Below are 16399 nucleotides of genomic sequence, written 5' to 3'. Positions count from 1 at the left end.
CGGCTGTCTCGAATACATTGACGGTGTAGCAGTTTACTTCTGATCACCGCTTGGATGATGATCCTGATTTTCCTTTTGTGGCGCAGGATCTTTGGCCTCAATGCGTTCGCTCTCAGCGGGTGGAAGTTTGCCGCGGTGACCGATCTTACCGATCAGCACAAAAAACAGCGGCACGAAAAAGATTGCCAGAAATGTCGCCGCCAGCATACCGCCGAATACCCCGGTACCGATCGAATGACGGCTGGCGGCACCGGCGCCGGATGCGACCACCAAGGGAAATACGCCGAGAATGAACGCCATTGAGGTCATAATAATCGGGCGGAAGCGCAGTCGCGCGGCATCCAGCGCCGCATCGGTGAGCGTTTCTCCGGCGGCGTGGCGCTGATTGGCAAATTCGACAATCAAAATGGCGTTTTTGGCCGCCAAGCCGATCAAAGTCACCAAGCCGATCTGGAAATAAATATCATTGCTCAAACCGCGCATCCATATCGCCAACAGCGCGCCGAGTATGCCGAAAGGAATCGCCAGAATCACCGCCATCGGAATCGACCAGCTTTCGTACAGAGCGGCCAGTACCAGAAACACCATCAGAAGGGCAAATGCAAACACCATGACCGATTGTCCGCCCGCTTTGCGCTCTTGCAGCGAAATACCGCTCCAATCGAGCGTGTAGCCGCGTGGCAGCAGAATTTCATCGGCGGCTTGCTCCAGTGCGGCCAGCGCCTGCCCCGAGCTGTAGCCCGGCGCGGCGCCGCCCAGCACCAGCGCGGAATTGGCGCCGTTGAAGTGCGTTACCGGATCGGGGCCGCTGTTGAATGTGGTATTGACGACCGAATCCAGTGGAATCATGGTCGACGTTGCGCCGCTTTGCGCACGCACATAAATTTTGCTGATATCGTCGGGATTGGAGCGGTATTCCGGCAATGCTTCGGTTTGCACCCGGTAAATGCGGCCGAATTTGACGAAATCATTGATATAAAAATTACCGAAATAGGCCTGCATGGTATCGAAAATTTCCGAAATCGGCACCCCTAGGGCCTTGGCGCGTTCACGATCTACCGTTACATACAGTCTTGGTGCACTGACCCGGAAATTGGTGCTGGCCACGGCAATCGCCGGATTTTCCATGGCCTTGGCGGTGAATTCCTGCGCCACCGCAGCAAACTCGGCGAAATCGCCGCCGCTGGGATCTTGTATCTGCACCGAAAATCCGCCGGTCGATCCCAATCCGCTGATCGAAGGCGCATTGAAAGCCAGAATCAGCGCCTCGGGAATCTTGGCGAATTCCTGAAAAGCCGCGCCGATCAAGCCGTGCACTTTTTGTTCGGGATTCGGGCGCGTATCCCAGTGATTCAGCGGAACGAACATGGTGGCTTGATTAGCGCCGCGCGTGCTGAACACAAAGTTCTGGCCCGCCAGCACATCGGTGGAATGCACCGCCGGATTCGCCTGAAAATAGCTTTCGATTTTACTCAACACTTCCCGTGTGCGCGTCATCGAAGCGCCGTCCGGCAATTGCACCACGGTGATGAAATAACCTTGATCTTCTTCCGGCAGAAAACTGCCTGGCAGAATTTTGAACAAACCGATGATACCGGCAATCATCACCGCGAAAAGCGTCAGCGCGATCACCGAACGCCGTATGATCGTTGCTACGGCACCGATATAGCGGGTCTGCATCCAATCGAACGAGCGGTTAAACAACTGCCAAACCCCTTGCGGCGCTTGATGCGCAGGTTTGAGCACCAGCGCGCATAAAGCGGGACTCAAGGTTAGCGCGACGAAACCGGATATGGCGACCGACAACGCAATGGTGATGGCAAATTGCTTATACAATTCGCCGGTAATACCACCAAGGAAAGCGACCGGCAAAAACACCGCGGCCAGCACCAGCACGATCGCGATCACCGGACCGGATACTTCCTCCATGGCGCGTTTCGCCGCATCCCTGGGGGACAAACCGCCTTGATTCATGTGCCGCTCGACGTTCTCTACCACCACAATGGCATCGTCGACCACGATACCGATCGCCAGCACCATGCCGAACAGCGTCAGTGTATTGATGGAAAATCCCAGCATTTCCATACCGGCCAGGGTGCCGATCAAGGAAACAGGAACGGCCACGGCGGGAATCAACGTAGCGCGCCAGCTTTGCAAAAAGACAAAAACTACCAGAATCACCAGCAGTGTCGCTTCCGCCAGCGTTATCAACACTTCTTTAATGGAAACATCGATGAACGTGGTCGTGTCATAGGGAATATCGTACGACACCCCGGCCGGAAAGCTTTTGCTTAAGCGCTGCACTTCCGCGCGGATACCTCGCACGGTCTCGAGCGCATTGGCGCCGGGCGCCAGGAAAGTCAGCAAGAAAGTATTTGGCTGACCGTTCCAGCGTCCCTCCAGATCGTACGATTGCGCTCCCAGTTCGATGCGCGCCACATCGCGCAGCCGCACCATCGAGCCGTCCGGGTAAGCGCGCACGATCATGTCCTCGAATTCCTTGACCTCGCTCATGCGTCCGTGGGTAATCACCGGAATGGTCATTTCCGTGCCTTCCGGCGTCGGTTCACGTCCGATCCGTCCCGCCGGAAAATCGCGATTCTGTTCGCGCACCACGGCGGCGATTTCGCTCGGTGTCAGGTTCAGTTGCGCCATGCGCACCGGATCGAGGATGAGCCGCATGGAATAATTCTGGCCGCCGAAAATGATGGCGTCGCCTACGCCGGGTAGGCGTTTGACATTATCGAGTATGCGCAGCAACGCGTAATTAGACAGAAAAACGTTATCATGCTTGGGATCGGTGGAGCTCAGGATGACCACAGCGAGCAAATCCGGCGATGTTTTTTTCACCGTCACGCCCTGCCGCACCACTTCGTCCGGCAGCTGCGGCTCAGCCAAGCGTTGCCGGTTCTGCGTCTGCACTTGTGCGATATCGACATCGGTACCGATCTCAAAGGTCAAGCGCAGCATCATGTGCCCATCGTTGGTACTGACCGATTCGTAATACAGCAGATTATCGATACCGGGTAACTGCACTTCGATCGGGCGCGCCACCGCTTCGGCAACGACTTCTGCGCTGGCGCCGGGATAATCCGCGTCGATCTGCACCATCGGCGGTGTGATTTGTGGAAATTGCGCAACCGGTAATTTCTGCAATGCCACCAAACCTAGCACGACGATGATGATCGACAATACCGATGCGAAAATAGGCCGGTCGATGAAAAAATGTGACTTCATGGTGCGACCTGCTGAGCCGGTTGATCGGATGTCTGAATGGCAGCGTTTTCCTGCAGTTGTTGCTGCTGTTCAATCGCGTGCACTTTTACCCCTGGCAGGATGCGGAAAAATCCTTCCACCACTACGCGTTCTCCCGGCTGCAAACCGCTCTCGATCAACCAATCCTTGCCACGCCAAGCGCTGGCTTGCACCGGACGCAGTTGTGCGGTTTCCTCAGCGTCGATCACATACACGAATGAACCGTTGGGACCTTGCTGCACCGCGCGTTGCGGGGTCAGCATGGCGTTATTGCGGATATAACCCTTGATACGGACTCTGACGAACTGACCGGGATAAAAATAGGAATCTCCCGGCGCCATGCCGCCTTCCGGATTGGGAAATTTGAAACGCCCCTGCAACGATCCGCTTTGCGGCCGTATCGTGACATCGGCGAAATCCAGTATGCCTTCATGCGGATACACGCTGCCATCGGAAAACGTCATGACGCCGCGTAGCTGGAAAATGTCGGGCCGTTCCACCTTATGTGCAGCCAATTCGCGGCGGCGGCGCAGCAAATAGCTTTCCGGTACATTGACGTTGACATACATCGGATCGAGCTGATCGATCGTGGCGAGTAGCGATTCCTGCGCGGAAACCAGACGCCCTTCGTAAAACTGGCTGCGGCCGATACGGCCGTTGACCGGTGCGGTGATCAGTGTGTTATCGAGATCGAATTTTGCTTTGATCAGATCGTTTTGTGCGGCTTCCAGCGTCGCGCGGGCTGCCAGCATTCCGGCCTCGGCGTCATCGACGTCTTTCTTGCTGACGGCTTGCTTTTCCAGCAACGGTTTGACACGCGCCAGATCCTGCTTGGCTTGGGTCAGGCGTGCTTGGGATTGTGCAACTTTTGCTTTGTTGCTAAGGTAAATGGCCTTAAAGGGCACCGGATCGATCAGGTATAGCTTGTCGCCTTGTTTGACATTCCGCCCTTCGGTGAAATGAATTTTTTTGATAATACCGCTGACTTGTGGGCGAATCTCAACCGGCCGGAAAGCTTCGGTCTGCCCGATGAATTCCGGCTGATCGTCAACCGTTTGCGGCACTATGGTAATGACCTCGACCTGCGGTGGCGGTGGCGCCGGATTTTCCGGCGGCTGGCCCGAACAGGCTGTTAACAGCACGAGCAACAAAACCGTCAAACAATATGCCGTGGTGGAACTGCTTCGAGCTTCACGGGCATTGATCCATTGAAATATTTTCTGCATAGCGTCGACTCTGGGTTATTTTGATTATTTAATGGAGAAGCAGGTCAGGAAAAATGTACTTAAACTGCTGCCAGACTATTTAAAATTTTATGTTTTAACTGGCGCGCGATAAGTTCCAGCTGCTTACGTGCTCGCCTGCTACAGGCCGGTGCTTACAGCAACACCCATCCGCCACCCAATGCTTTGTAAAGCTGCACGATCGATACCAGATGCAGGCGATGGGTCGCCATCAGCGCGAATTCCGCGTCGAACAAGTTGCGTTTGGCCAGCAGCACATCGACATAACTGGTAATGCCGCCGTGGTAACGTAGATCGGCTACCTGCAATGCCGAGCGCAGCGCCTCCACTTGTTCTTGCTGCGCCTTGCGCTGATCGTTGGCGGTGCGCACCGCTACCAGGGCATCTTCAACTTCCTTGAAGGCCACCAGAATGGTCTGTTCGTATTGCGCCAACGCCTGCCGCGCTTGCGCTTCCGCTGCGCGCTGCTCGAATCCCAAGCTTTGCGCGTTTAACAACGGTACGGCCAGACCAAGCCCGCCCGCGCCGAATTCACTGCCAGAAAGTAGCAGATTGGAGATCGCTGGACTGGCCACGCCAAGAAAACCGGTAATCGAAATCTTGGGAAAGCGCGCCGCTTTAGCCACGCCGATTTTTGCCGTCGCCGCCGCTAGCATATGCTCGGAACGTACAATGTCGGGACGCCGCTGCAGCAATTCCGATGGTAACCCGGCGGGTACTTCCGGCGGCATGACTTGCTCGATCAAGGTATGGCCGCGCGCCACCGGTGCCGGATTTTTTCCCAGCAGCACGCTGAGTTCGTTCTCTTTTTGCCGCATTTGCCGCTCCAGGTCGGCAATGCGAGCGGCGGCATTGGCGCGTTCGGCTTGGAATTGATCGAAATCAAGGCGGGGAATGATGCCGCCGAGCAACTGCGCCTGCGCAATGGCGACAGACTCTTCCCAGGAATTCAAGGCTCGCTGGGCGATCTCACGCTGCATGTCGAGTTGCAGCAGATCGAAGTAAGATTGCGCCACCGCGCTGACCAGCGTCAGAATCACGGCGTGCCGGTTTTCCGCCTGCGCCAGCAGATCGGCGCGCGCTGCCTCGTTGGAGCGGCGGATTTTGCCCCAGATATCCAATTCCCAATTCAGCGTGGTCTGGCCGTAATAGTTGAACGGCGTCGCAAAGCCCGGACGCAGAAACCCGCCGAGCGTGCCGAAAGCCGGCGCATTGGCATCGGCGCCGATGTTCGGAATAAATCCCATGCGCGTGGTATATAAACGCGCCTCAAACTCTTCAACAGTAGCCACCGCTTGCTTGAGGTTTTTGTTTTCCTGCAAAGCCTGCCGGATTAGCTGCTGCAACGTTTCATCCTGCAACAACTCCCACCAGCGCAAATTGGCAACCGATTCACCCTCCATCGGCGCCATGCGGAATTTCTCCGCGACATCGACCTGCGGGCGAATATAGTCCGGCCCCATCGCGCAGGCAGTGAGCAGCAGGATAGGAAGGATAGATAAGGTGCGAAGCCAGTTTTGCGTTTGTTTCATTTCGGGACTGGAGATTAGCCTTTTTTATGTATTGCTGAAATCGGTCATTGTTTGATTATAGACTATAGACAACATCTGGACATGTTGATTGCATGGACTACCCGTTAAGTATGAAATGCGGCTATCATTAATAGTAGTAACATCGCGGAAATCAATAAGAAGGCAGTCATCGCCATGGACAAAAAAGAATTAATAGCAGAAGCAGTGAAATTACCCCCAGCCGAGCGCTTTGCAGTGATCGATGAACTTCTGCATAGCCTCGATCGTATTGATCCCGAGCTGGATCGTATTTGGATCGAAGAAGCCGAGCGTCGTCTGCAAGCTTATCGCGAAGGCAAAGTTAAAGGTATTCCGGCCAGTGATGTCATCGGTGAATTCTGATGCATGTCGAGTTTTCACTCGAAGCCAAGGCGGAATTTGAAGACGGTGAACGTTACTACGAATGCCAAGTGCAAGGATTGGGCGCTCAATTCCGCACGGATGTCAGAAATGCACTGATTCGAATACGTAATTGGCCGCTGGCTGCACAGGTTGAGCAAGGCGATATCCGGCGCATGATGCTAAGCCGCTTCCCCTACAAATTGCTATATTCCGTCGAAACCGACCGGATTTATATTATCGCGGTAGCTCATTTGCATCGCGCACCGGATTATTGGATCAACCGTAGCAAATGACAAATAACCGCCTGAATAGACGCTGCAATATTGAATTGGTTCGAGCGTCCTTGCTGATATTCTCATCGAGTGTGTTGTATTGAAAATATTGCTGACGCATTATTTTTAGAAAGCTGAAGTAAATAGCATACTGTTTTTATTTGTTAATTTTATTATTGACGCATTATATTGTGTCATTTCGGTCGTATAATTCTAGTTAGGGTCTATCCAATGGCAACGCTGTTCGAAATAATATCGGATGCAAATGCAGTGCTAGAACTTGAGCCAGAAGAATTGGCGGGTCTTGCTCTAGAGCTAATCAACTCGGAAAGCCCAAATACGGCGTCTAGATTGCACCCGACTAGTTTTACTCATCTAGATACTTTGGGAGCATTTGATCCGAGTATTCGAGATCAAATCGCGTTTGCGATGGCTGAAGGATGGCATTGGCTTGTCCAGGAAGGATTAATTGCTCCAAAACCTGGTGATGCATTCGGTTGGCATTTCATTACCCGGCGAGGTAAAAAGATGCGAAATCGAGCGGAGCTGTCTGCTTACACAAATTCTGTAATTCTTCCACGTAAATTACTACATCCGACGATTGCAGAGTCATGTTGGTCGGCTTTTTTACGCGGGAGCTACGACACGGCCGTTTTTCAAGCATTTCGAGAAGTGGAAGTCGCAATCCGTGATAGGGGTGGCTTCAACGCAACCGATTACGGAGTTGATCTCGCTCGCAGAGCATTTCATCCTCACAATGGGCCTCTTTCAGATACGTCTAAGCCGATAGCTGAACGGGAAGCTCTAGCTAGCCTTGCTGCCGGTGCATTAGGGTCTTATAAAAATCCTCATAGTCATAGGAAGGTCGATCTATCTGCGACTGACGCGGTTGAAATGATCATTCTTGCAAGTCACTTACTTAAGATCATCGACTCAAGGAGCCATCCTAGATGATGGGTCCTAACCTTTCGGTCAACGTGACGGCCCAAAGCTGTGCTTTGGGTTCCCTCCGTGCCTATGGCATTCCGTTCGCATGTTACCGCCAATGTTAAATGTAATATTTAAGAGTGTTGAGTGTTGACGATTTATTGAAATTTGATCTAAAACTAAAATTTAGCGCTCCGCTCATGCCTCTCGATATTTCTTTTTTGACGAACGCAATTACCCGGTTGGCGGAAGGCTGGGTGCGCTATCAATCCGATATCAATGATACGCAAATCCGCGATGGCTTAATTCAGCGCTTAAAAATTACTTACGAGCTTGCGCATAAAATGCTCAAACGCTACCTGGAAGCATCGGCAGCCAATTCGGTGGAGTTTGACCAAGCCGATTTCCATTATTTGATTCGTTCCGCCAATGAACAGGGTTTGTTGCTGGGAGATTGGGTGCAATGGCGGCGGTATCGCGATATGCGGGCAAAAACAAGCCATACTTACGATGAGGCGATTGCTCGCGAGGTAGTTGATGCGATTCCGGGTTTTCTGAAAGAAGCGCAATATTTGCATCAGCAATTAATGCAACGCTTGTCGAATGAGTGACCAGCCGCTGATCGACGTATCCGAAGCCGATTGGCTGATCATACGAAACATTTTGCGTGCGCATGTTCCGGATTGTACCGTGTGGGCTTTTGGCTCCCGCGCTACCGGCCGTGCCAAGCAATATTCCGATCTGGATTTGGCGATCAGCGGGAATAAACCGTTTGGATTAGATTTGGCAGCGCAATTGGCGGAAGCATTCGCGGAATCAGATCTGCCGTACAAAGTGGATATTGTCGATTGGACGACGGCGAGCGAGGTTTTTAGAAAAGTGATCGAGCGGGATAGAGTGATTGTGCAGTCAGAGTATAGCTCTGACGCAAGAATGATGGGGGCTTGAAAGTGTAATGATTAATGGCCCTCCTAACCTGGAGAATTGCACTATTGCTCGAATTCGCCATTTCTTTGTAACATCGGCTTGCTTTCATTATTTCCTGCCACCTATAATTGCACGCGTAAATTTCACCCTTTTAGCTTACAATGAATGCAGGCAAGGTTTCACGTGAAACCAATCGATTAAATTCTTCTTGTGCTGTCTGAATTATCAATCATCTAACACTATGAGTAATCACATGGATTTTGACATTATTGTGGTCGGCGGTGGGCATGCCGGAACCGAAGCTGCGCTGGCGGCGGCGCGCATGGGCTGCAAGACGTTGTTGCTGACACATAATATCGAGACCATCGGGCAAATGTCGTGCAATCCGTCGATCGGCGGCATCGGCAAAAGTCATCTGGTGAAGGAGATCGATGCGTTGGGCGGTGCGATGGGATTGGCGGCGGATGAGGCGGGGATTCAGTTTCGTGTGTTGAATTCGAGTAAAGGTCCGGCGGTTAGGGCGACGCGCGCGCAAGCCGATCGTGTGTTGTATAAGCAAGCGATCTGCAGCCGTGTGGAGAACCAGCCGAATTTGCGGGTAATGCAGCAAGCGGTCGACGATTTGATTATCGAGCAGGATCGCGTGGTCGGTGTGATCACGCAGTTGCAGCTCAAGATACGGGCGCGCGCGGTGATTTTGACGGTCGGCACATTCCTGGCCGGATTGGCGCATATCGGCAAAACCCATTTCAAAGCGGGCCGGGCGGGCGATCCGCCATCAATCACGTTAGCGCAACGCTTGCGTGAAATGGAATTTCCGGCCGGCCGGCTGAAAACCGGTACGCCACCGCGCATCGACGGGCGCAGCATGGATTATGCCAAACTGCTGGAGCAACCCGGTGATCAACCGGCGCCGTCATTTTCGCTGATCGATACCGGCATCCGGCATCCGCGCCAGATTTCCTGCTGGATCACGCATACGAATGCGGAGACGCACGATATCATCCGCGACGGCTTGGTCGATTCACCGCTGTTTACCGGAAAAATCGAAGGTGTCGGGCCGCGTTACTGTCCTTCTATTGAAGATAAGGTGGTACGTTTTTCCGCGCGCGAATCGCATCAGATTTTTCTTGAACCGGAAGGTTTGGGCACGCATGAAATCTACCCGAACGGCATTTCAACCAGTCTGTCGTTTGACGTGCAGGTTAAGCTGATTCATTCGATTGCCGGTCTGGAAAATGCGCATATCACGCGGCCCGGTTATGCCATCGAATACGATTATTTCGATCCGCGCAATTTGAAACGCTCGCTCGAAACCAAAAACATCGGGAATTTGTTCTTCGCCGGGCAAATCAACGGCACGACCGGTTATGAAGAGGCAGCCGCGCAAGGGTTGCTGGCGGGTGTTAATGCCGCGTTGAAAGTTCAAGAGAAGGAAGCATGGTTACCGCAACGCCACGAGGCGTATCTGGGTGTGCTGGTCGACGATTTGGTGACTTCCGGCGTGACCGAGCCGTACCGGATGTTCACCAGCCGCGCGGAATACCGTTTGCAATTGCGCGAAGACAACGCCGATTTACGTCTGACCGAAACCGGCAGGAAGTTAGGTTTGATCGACGATCAGCGCTGGGAAGCGTTTTCTAATAAACAGGAAGCGATCGAGAAAGAACAACAGCGGCTCGATTCGATTCGCGTGTTGCCCGGTACATTGCCGGAGCAGGATGCCATTCGTGTGCTCGGCAAAGGCATTGAGCGCGAATACACGCTGACTGAATTGCTGAAGCGCCCCGATGTGACGTATGCGACATTGATGACCTTGCCCGGCGCGGGCGAATCGGTTGCGAGCGCGCAAGTCGCCGAACAGGTTGAAATCCAGGCCAAGTATCATGGCTATATCCAGCGGCAGCAGGAAGAAGTGTCGCGCCAGGCGCAATATGAAAATACCTTGCTGCCGAAGGAAATCGACTATTGCATGGTCAAGGGATTATCCAACGAAGTGCAGCAGAAACTGAATCAACACAAACCCGAAACCATCGGCCAGGCATCGCGCATTTCCGGCGTTACACCGGCGGCGATTTCGTTATTGCTGGTGCATTTGAAACGTGGCTTTGCAGTCAATGACAAAAAACAAAGCGCATGACCTTGCAGCAGCAGATTATGCACGGCTTGCAAGCGCTCGGAGCGGATTTTACCGCGACGCAAGAACAGCTTGCCGGAAGCATCGCGCATTATTTATTGCTGATCGAAAAATGGAACAAAATCCATAATTTGACCGCGATCCGAAATCCGCATGACATGCTGGTGCAGCATGTGCTGGATAGCTTGGCGGTGTTGCCGCATATTCATGGACCGCACATTATCGATGTTGGCACCGGCGCAGGCTTACCAGGCATTCCGGCCGCGCTGGCAAGACCGGATTGGCAAGTGACCTTGGTGGAAAGCAATCAGAAGAAAGTGGCTTTCTTGCGGCAAGTTAAAATTGAACTGGCATTGCAGAACGTGGAAATCATGGCGCAGCGCGTCGAGGAGGTCCGGCTGGCTGGCAAGGTGGATACCGTTATTACGCGCGCATTTTCGGAATTAGGTGAATTTATCGCATTAACCCGGCATTTGCCCGCGGAAAATTCTGCCAATTGCCGCTGGGTCGCAATGAAGGCGAATTGCGCTGAAAATGAACTGAAACAGATCCGCACTCCCTTTGGCATTGAAAAGATTGTTGCGCTGACAGTGCCCGGATTGGATGCCGCCAGGCAATTGATCATCATCAAAAAGAGCAATTTTGATTCAGCTCCACAAACGCAGGAATCAGGTCCGTGACGAAAATTCTAGCCATTACCAATCAAAAAGGCGGTGTCGGCAAAACCACCACCAGCGTCAATTTGGCGGCAAGTCTGGCGGCTGCCGATAAATGCGTGCTGTTGGTCGATCTCGATCCGCAAGGAAATGCCACAATGGGCAGCGGCACGAACAAACAGACAGTGAAAACCACGGTGTATCACGTGTTGCTCGGTCATGCGGAAATACAACAAGCACTGGTGAGCGGCACGCAAGGAAAATACGATCTGATCCCCGCCAATCGCGATCTGGCCGGTGCGGAAGTCGAAATGGTTGATTTTCCGCAACGCGAAGCGCGACTCAAGACCGCATTGCAAGAAATCCAGCACGAATACGATTACATTCTGATCGATTGCCCGCCTGCGCTGAATTTGCTGACGCTTAACGGTTTATGCGCGGCGCACGCGGTGATGATTCCGATGCAGTGCGAATATTATGCGCTGGAAGGCTTGAGCGATCTGGTCAATACCATCAAACGCGTGCGTGGCAGCTTTAATCCCGTGTTGCGCATCGAAGGGCTGCTGCGCACCATGTTCGATCCGCGCAATATTCTGGCGCAGCAGGTTTCCGATCAATTACAGAAGCATTTCGGCGATAAGGTTTACCGTACGGTGATACCGCGCAATGTGCGTCTGGCCGAAGCGCCCGGTTTTGGCTTGCCGGTGTTGTATCACGACGGGCAATCCAAAGGCGCGCAGGCTTATTTGGAGCTGGCTAAGGAAATACTCAACGCGTGACCGCAACGTAAGGGAATGGGTAATATGACAAAACAAAAAGGATTGGGGCGCGGACTGGATGCTTTATTGTCGGGCGACGGCAACGCCGCGCTGGCGGAAGAATCGTTGCAGAATATCGGAATATCCAAATTGCAGCCCGGTAAATACCAGCCTAGGACCAATATGGATCAAGCAGCGCTGGCGGAACTGGCCGAATCGATCAAGGCGCAAGGCATCATGCAGCCGATTCTGGCGCGTCCCATTGACACGGATCGCTTTGAGATCATCGCCGGAGAACGCCGCTGGCGTGCTGCGCAATTGGCGGGATTGAGCGAAGTGCCGGTATTGATCCGCAAAGTTGCCGACGAATCGGCGCTGGCGATGTCGCTGATCGAGAATATCCAGCGTGAAAACCTGAATCCGCTGGAAGAAGCCATGGGGATTCAGCGCCTGATCAATGAATTCGGCATGACGCACCAATCCGCCGGAGAAGCCCTGGGCAATTCGCGCAGCACGATTTCCAATTTACTGCGCTTGCTGAATTTGTCCGCACCGGTGCAGGAATTGATGATGCAGGGTAAAATCGATATGGGGCATGGCCGCGCGCTGCTGCCGCTCAATGCTGCGCAGCAAGTTAGAATTGCCAATATGATCGCGCAAAAACAATTGTCCGTGCGCGAAACCGAAAGGCTGGTCAATCAGCTTGAGCATCCGGCACCGAAAAAAATGCAGAAGCCTGACCGCGACCTGTTACGGTTGCAGGAGAATGTCTCCGAGCGCCTGGGCGCGCAGGTGGCGATCAAGCCGAAAAAGAACGGTCAGGGCAATATCGTGATCCACTATACCAGTCTGGATCAATTGGATGATATTCTCAGTAAATTCTAGAAAGAACGAATAAGGAAAATTATGGACGCAAGGTTATTGGATATTTTGGTGTGCCCATTGTGCAAAGGGCCGCTGCTCTACAAAAAAGACGATAAGGAATTGATCTGCAAGCCCGATCGGCTGGCATTCCAAATCAAGGACGGCATCCCAGTGATGCTGGAGGATGAAGCGCGCCGGATACCGGACGAAGTTGAAATAAAATAATAACGATGAATTCGAGTATCAAGCTTGAGCCGCGTGTGGCGGCTATTCTGGGGGCCTTGGTTGGCGATGCCGCATCGCTGGGGTTGCATTGGCTCTATGATTCGGAGCGTATCGCTCAGATTGAGGAAAGCAAAGGATTGGTTTTTCTGCGACCGGATGCCAGCGATTATGCCGGTGTCAGCGGTTATTTCGCGCACGGCAATAAGCAAGCGGGCGACTCATCCGCTTATGGCGAATTGTGCTTGTTGATGCTGCGGCATATTGCGCGGCACGGCAAATTCTATCGTGTCGATTACCAGAGCGAATATCGCAGCTATTTCGGCCCCGGGGGCGGGTATCAAGGTTATATCGATTCGCCGTCGCGCTTAACCCTGCAAACATTGCTACCACTCAAGCCGGAAGATTTTCCGCTGCAATCCGGCGCGGATGACGATCAGTTTGCCGCATTGGCGGCATTGCCGGCAATCGTGGCGATCCATGATGAATCGCAAGATGCGCTCAACGCGAAAATCGAACAAGCGGTGCGGCTGACCAATAACAATGACACCGCCGTTGCGGCGGCGCAGTACGCAGGATGCGTTTTGCTGGCGGTATTGAACGGCCAGCCAGTTCAGCAGGCACTGGCCAGTTCACTTCCGCATGCCGGTGAGAAATTAAGACCGCTGCTGGAAGTGGCGCTGCAAGTAAAAACACTGGACTGCGTGGCTGTTGCCAAGCGTTTCGGTAATGCCTGCCATGTGCCGCAAGGTTTGCCGGTGATTGCGCATATCGTCCAACACGCCCCCGATTACCGTACGGCCATCGAAGAAAATATCCGCATCGGCGGCGATAGCTGCGGCCGTTCCATCATGCTCGGCGCGATCATGGCGGCTTATACCGCACAGCAAAACGGCGGGAATTCGATACCGCTGGAGTGGCTAGGGCGGTTGCGCAGTTTAAAGGTTGCCGCTGACGCTTGCGCACAGCTCTCGTCTCAGTAGACTTTCCTGTAAATTCGAAACTTACCAAGAATTCACCGCAGCCGGAATCCATTCTGGTTGCAAGCGGCAGCAATTGGATCAACATGGGTAACCATTCCAGGGCCTGCTGGAGCTACCAAAGCCGCAGTTGCGCTTTACCTGGAGCTCAAGATGCTTTCTCAACACCAAATGTGCGTACGCGGTATAGAGCGCCAAGTAAATCATATGGACCGAATGGCGCTTATATTGATACCGGCGATACTAGACATTGAAATATTCATGTCGGTGGCTCCTGTCCAAATAACAACTTTGGTGATTCTCAAGCGCCTCGACAAGGCTGGTATGTAACTTTGGGATGTACTCGAGGTCAGAATGAGGATTTTCAACGCCGATCCAGGTATTCCGATCCCATACACAGGGCATTAGCATGAAATCATTATTACTCAGTTTAGTTTGGATTTTATTTAGCTCTTCCTTGGTATTCGGGGAAATATTACCGGCAAAAGAACAAAGGAATAAGTGGCCGACTTGCATCGCGCAATTCTGCTTTGATCAACACGCACCAAAAGAGAGATTTTTGACTCAAATTTATGGAAGTGGCGCACTTAAGAATGAAGGCGAAGAGTCTTTTCATTGCTATGAAGCTCTCAACCAGAAATTATTTTTGAAGTTTACTATCCACAATGACACTCCACCATTAATCGTGAGTATTTTAGTAAGTGATAAGCGCAGTTTGCGCGAAAGCGGAACGACCGATTAAACCGTTCGATCAGCTTAAAACGCTGGAAGGACTCGTGGTTGGAGACAAATATGAAAAAGCTATTCAGCTATATGGATCTCCGCAGTATGTTCGAATTGGAAAAGAACTGGACGAACTGATTCGTGATGAATTTTTTGCATCAAGCCAAGAAATGGGTTTTGATAAAGCAGTAGCATATGGACCAAATAAAGCTGATGATTTATTAGTGACTTGGTTGTTTCTCCGTAACGATAAAATTGCGGCAATTTTGATGTCGATATTCTGAATAGCAAGTAGCCTGGATAAGCTTGCGTCATCCAGAGGTGATGCGTCATCAAACATGTCTCACTGAGTCCGAAGTTTTTGTTCTTTTACGTTCCCGGTGGGCAATTGATCGGCGAATATCGCGACAATGCATCAACAAGCGCGCCAATCGATGATTGCCTGGTCAGACAGGAAATCGGTTTGCACTACAACTATTTCCACTATCATGAACCGGTGACCGGCAGCTACATCTCGCCCGATCCGATTGATCTAGCAGGTGGAATGAATGTTTGGAGGATTGAATGCGAATTATTGGTGAAACATGCAGGTGGTAGGAACCCGGTACTTGATAGTCCGACCAATGGCAACTGGGGGGCAAATGGAGCGGCGGTTTTGGTGGTGGGAATAAAGGAGCCGCCCCCGCCCCGGAAGTATCATGTGACAAGAAGCTTGTCGACGAATTAAGGGCATTGCCAAGTGATCCAAGACGATGGTCTAGACCACCTGCACCTGAAACGGAAGGAGATTATGATCACTACCGTCGGGGTGCCATCATTATCTTCGGTCGATGACCATGACTAGCAAATTACTAGCGGCTCTAACTATCTGTGCTGGCATGGCTGCGCTAACTTTGTGGGCACAAAAAACATACTGGCTGGGTGACAATAACTTCTTATTGCTCAACGTGCTTTTGATAGCACATGTCATTACAGCAGTTTGATCTTGAGGTTGATCCCGGGTAGTATGTTGTTCAAAATGGCAGTGATAGTTTTTTTGATTATAGGCCAATGGTGGGGGATCCAATTTATTGCAATGCTGGTAATTTGGCACCTACGAGGATTTGCTCCGTAGCAAGTAGTCTGGATAAGCTTGCGTCATCCAGAAGTAACGCGTCATCGAACATTCTCGCTGAGTCCGAAGTTTTTGTTCTTCTACGATCCAAGCGGACAATTAATCGGCGAATACCGGGATAATGTATCAACAACCACGTCAACCGATGATTGGCTGGTCAGGCAGGAAACCGTCTGGCTAGATAATATTCCGGTTGCCGTAATCACGAAACCCGCCGCCACCAATCCGCTCCGTGCATTATGTTCATACCGATCATCTCACAACACCCCACGAGTGATCGTGAACCAAAGCAACACCCCGGTCTGGCGCTGGGAAAACACCCGCGCTTTCGGTGCCAATCTGTCCAACGAAGACCCGGACGGCAACGGTCAATTTATTGAATACCATCCAAGATTCCCCGGCTAGTA

19 protein-coding genes are annotated in these 16399 nt (G+C 52.3%); 16 read left to right on the top strand and 3 right to left on the bottom strand.

All coding sequences use genetic code 11. The annotated features are described in order from the left end of the window. Positions 1 to 33: 33 nt before the first annotated feature. The 3 genes from BLU57_RS00625 to BLU57_RS00615 form a co-directional block, all read right to left on the bottom strand. Positions 34 to 3237 (bottom strand): multidrug efflux RND transporter permease subunit, encoded by a 3204-nt coding sequence (locus tag BLU57_RS00625; protein WP_090314955.1) that lies wholly within the window; start codon positions 3235 to 3237, stop codon positions 34 to 36. After that, positions 3234 to 4481 (bottom strand): efflux RND transporter periplasmic adaptor subunit, encoded by a 1248-nt coding sequence (locus BLU57_RS00620; protein WP_090314952.1) that lies wholly within the window; start codon positions 4479 to 4481, stop codon positions 3234 to 3236. The genes BLU57_RS00625 and BLU57_RS00620 overlap by 4 nt, the downstream gene beginning before the upstream one ends. A 152-nt stretch (positions 4482 to 4633) precedes the next feature. Further along, positions 4634 to 6031, bottom strand: coding sequence for an efflux transporter outer membrane subunit (locus BLU57_RS00615; protein ID WP_090314950.1), 1398 nt, complete (start codon positions 6029 to 6031; stop codon positions 4634 to 4636). A 174-nt stretch (positions 6032 to 6205) separates the two neighbouring features. Here BLU57_RS00615 and BLU57_RS00610 point away from each other — a divergent pair, with 174 nt between their 5' ends. From BLU57_RS00610 to BLU57_RS16170, 16 genes are all read left to right on the top strand, one after another. Then, positions 6206 to 6412 carry an addiction module protein gene (locus BLU57_RS00610; protein ID WP_090314948.1) on the top strand — a complete coding sequence of 69 codons (207 nt, stop codon included), beginning with the start codon at positions 6206 to 6208 and terminating at the stop codon, positions 6410 to 6412. Continuing rightward, positions 6412 to 6705, top strand: a complete 294-nt coding sequence (locus BLU57_RS00605) for a type II toxin-antitoxin system RelE/ParE family toxin (protein ID WP_176776333.1) — start codon at positions 6412 to 6414, stop codon at positions 6703 to 6705. Before BLU57_RS00610 ends, BLU57_RS00605 begins: the two co-directional genes overlap by 1 nt. Before the next feature lie 210 nt (positions 6706 to 6915). Next, positions 6916 to 7638, top strand: coding sequence for a TIGR02391 family protein (locus BLU57_RS00600; RefSeq protein WP_090314946.1), 723 nt, complete (start codon positions 6916 to 6918; stop codon positions 7636 to 7638). Positions 7639 to 7832: 194 nt separating this feature from the next. Further along, positions 7833 to 8222, top strand: coding sequence for an HI0074 family nucleotidyltransferase substrate-binding subunit (locus BLU57_RS00595; protein ID WP_218131610.1), 390 nt, complete (start codon positions 7833 to 7835; stop codon positions 8220 to 8222). Next, positions 8215 to 8559, top strand: coding sequence for a nucleotidyltransferase family protein (locus BLU57_RS00590; RefSeq protein ID WP_090314942.1), 345 nt, complete (start codon positions 8215 to 8217; stop codon positions 8557 to 8559). Before BLU57_RS00595 ends, BLU57_RS00590 begins: the two co-directional genes overlap by 8 nt. Positions 8560 to 8779: 220 nt before the next feature. Then, entirely contained in the window at positions 8780 to 10678 is a 1899-nt protein-coding gene (gene mnmG, locus BLU57_RS00585) for a tRNA uridine-5-carboxymethylaminomethyl(34) synthesis enzyme MnmG (RefSeq protein WP_090314940.1), read from the top strand. Then, on the top strand, positions 10675 to 11355 hold the full coding sequence (gene rsmG, locus BLU57_RS00580; RefSeq protein WP_090314938.1) for a 16S rRNA (guanine(527)-N(7))-methyltransferase RsmG: 681 nt from the start codon (positions 10675 to 10677) through the stop codon (positions 11353 to 11355). The genes mnmG and rsmG overlap by 4 nt, the downstream gene beginning before the upstream one ends. Next, the gene (locus BLU57_RS00575) at positions 11352 to 12110 is read left to right on the top strand and encodes a ParA family protein (protein ID WP_090314935.1); all 759 of its coding nucleotides are present in this window, start codon (positions 11352 to 11354) and stop codon (positions 12108 to 12110) included. Before rsmG ends, BLU57_RS00575 begins: the two co-directional genes overlap by 4 nt. 24 nt (positions 12111 to 12134) lie before the next feature. Then, positions 12135 to 12974: a ParB/RepB/Spo0J family partition protein gene (locus BLU57_RS00570; RefSeq protein ID WP_090315271.1), complete on the top strand. Its 840-nt coding sequence runs from the start codon at positions 12135 to 12137 to the stop codon at positions 12972 to 12974. A 21-nt stretch (positions 12975 to 12995) separates the two neighbouring features. Next, a complete protein-coding gene (locus BLU57_RS00565; RefSeq protein WP_090314933.1) occupies positions 12996 to 13178 on the top strand; it encodes a Trm112 family protein in 183 nt (60 codons plus the stop codon). 5 nt (positions 13179 to 13183) lie between these two features. Continuing rightward, positions 13184 to 14158: an ADP-ribosylglycohydrolase family protein gene (locus tag BLU57_RS00560; protein ID WP_090314932.1), complete on the top strand. Its 975-nt coding sequence runs from the start codon at positions 13184 to 13186 to the stop codon at positions 14156 to 14158. Positions 14159 to 14215: 57 nt separating this feature from the next. Next, complete coding sequence (locus tag BLU57_RS00555; protein ID WP_090314930.1) at positions 14216 to 14485, top strand: hypothetical protein; 270 nt, start codon at positions 14216 to 14218, stop codon at positions 14483 to 14485. A 79-nt stretch (positions 14486 to 14564) separates the two neighbouring features. Further along, complete coding sequence (locus BLU57_RS15725) at positions 14565 to 14897, top strand: hypothetical protein (protein WP_143026925.1); 333 nt, start codon at positions 14565 to 14567, stop codon at positions 14895 to 14897. A 34-nt stretch (positions 14898 to 14931) separates the two neighbouring features. Further along, positions 14932 to 15162 carry a hypothetical protein gene (locus tag BLU57_RS00550; RefSeq protein WP_143026924.1) on the top strand — a complete coding sequence of 77 codons (231 nt, stop codon included), beginning with the start codon at positions 14932 to 14934 and terminating at the stop codon, positions 15160 to 15162. A gap of 77 nt (positions 15163 to 15239) precedes the next feature. Beyond that, entirely contained in the window at positions 15240 to 15605 is a 366-nt protein-coding gene (locus tag BLU57_RS00545) for an RHS repeat-associated core domain-containing protein (protein ID WP_090314926.1), read from the top strand. 405 nt (positions 15606 to 16010) lie between these two features. After that, positions 16011 to 16397, top strand: a complete 387-nt coding sequence (locus BLU57_RS16170) for a hypothetical protein (protein ID WP_218131609.1) — start codon at positions 16011 to 16013, stop codon at positions 16395 to 16397. Positions 16398 to 16399 lie beyond the last annotated feature (2 nt).

Source organism: Nitrosomonas oligotropha (assembly GCF_900106555.1).
In the GTDB taxonomy this organism is placed as follows: domain Bacteria; phylum Pseudomonadota; class Gammaproteobacteria; order Burkholderiales; family Nitrosomonadaceae; genus Nitrosomonas; species Nitrosomonas oligotropha_A.
Note: the sequence above shows the minus strand (reverse complement) of the source record. Positions and strands in the feature narration are given on the sequence as shown.

Bases quoted from the DNA above. Each gene is read 5' to 3' on its own strand.
- BLU57_RS00620 (WP_090314952.1), bottom strand. From the start codon at position 4,481: ATGCAGAAAATATTTCAATGGATCAATGCCCGTGAAGCTCGAAGCAGT.
- BLU57_RS15725 (WP_143026925.1), top strand. From the start codon at position 14,565: ATGAAATCATTATTACTCAGTTTAGTTTGGATTTTATTTAGCTCTTCC.
- BLU57_RS00610 (WP_090314948.1), top strand. From the start codon at position 6,206: ATGGACAAAAAAGAATTAATAGCAGAAGCAGTGAAATTACCCCCAGCC.
- rsmG (WP_090314938.1), top strand. From the start codon at position 10,675: ATGACCTTGCAGCAGCAGATTATGCACGGCTTGCAAGCGCTCGGAGCG.
- BLU57_RS00570 (WP_090315271.1), top strand. From the start codon at position 12,135: ATGACAAAACAAAAAGGATTGGGGCGCGGACTGGATGCTTTATTGTCG.
- BLU57_RS00615 (WP_090314950.1), bottom strand. From the start codon at position 6,031: ATGAAACAAACGCAAAACTGGCTTCGCACCTTATCTATCCTTCCTATC.
- BLU57_RS00625 (WP_090314955.1), bottom strand. From the start codon at position 3,237: ATGAAGTCACATTTTTTCATCGACCGGCCTATTTTCGCATCGGTATTG.
- BLU57_RS00600 (WP_090314946.1), top strand. From the start codon at position 6,916: ATGGCAACGCTGTTCGAAATAATATCGGATGCAAATGCAGTGCTAGAA.
- BLU57_RS00590 (WP_090314942.1), top strand. From the start codon at position 8,215: ATGAGTGACCAGCCGCTGATCGACGTATCCGAAGCCGATTGGCTGATC.
- BLU57_RS00565 (WP_090314933.1), top strand. From the start codon at position 12,996: ATGGACGCAAGGTTATTGGATATTTTGGTGTGCCCATTGTGCAAAGGG.
- BLU57_RS00605 (WP_176776333.1), top strand. From the start codon at position 6,412: ATGCATGTCGAGTTTTCACTCGAAGCCAAGGCGGAATTTGAAGACGGT.
- BLU57_RS00560 (WP_090314932.1), top strand. From the start codon at position 13,184: ATGAATTCGAGTATCAAGCTTGAGCCGCGTGTGGCGGCTATTCTGGGG.
- mnmG (WP_090314940.1), top strand. From the start codon at position 8,780: ATGAGTAATCACATGGATTTTGACATTATTGTGGTCGGCGGTGGGCAT.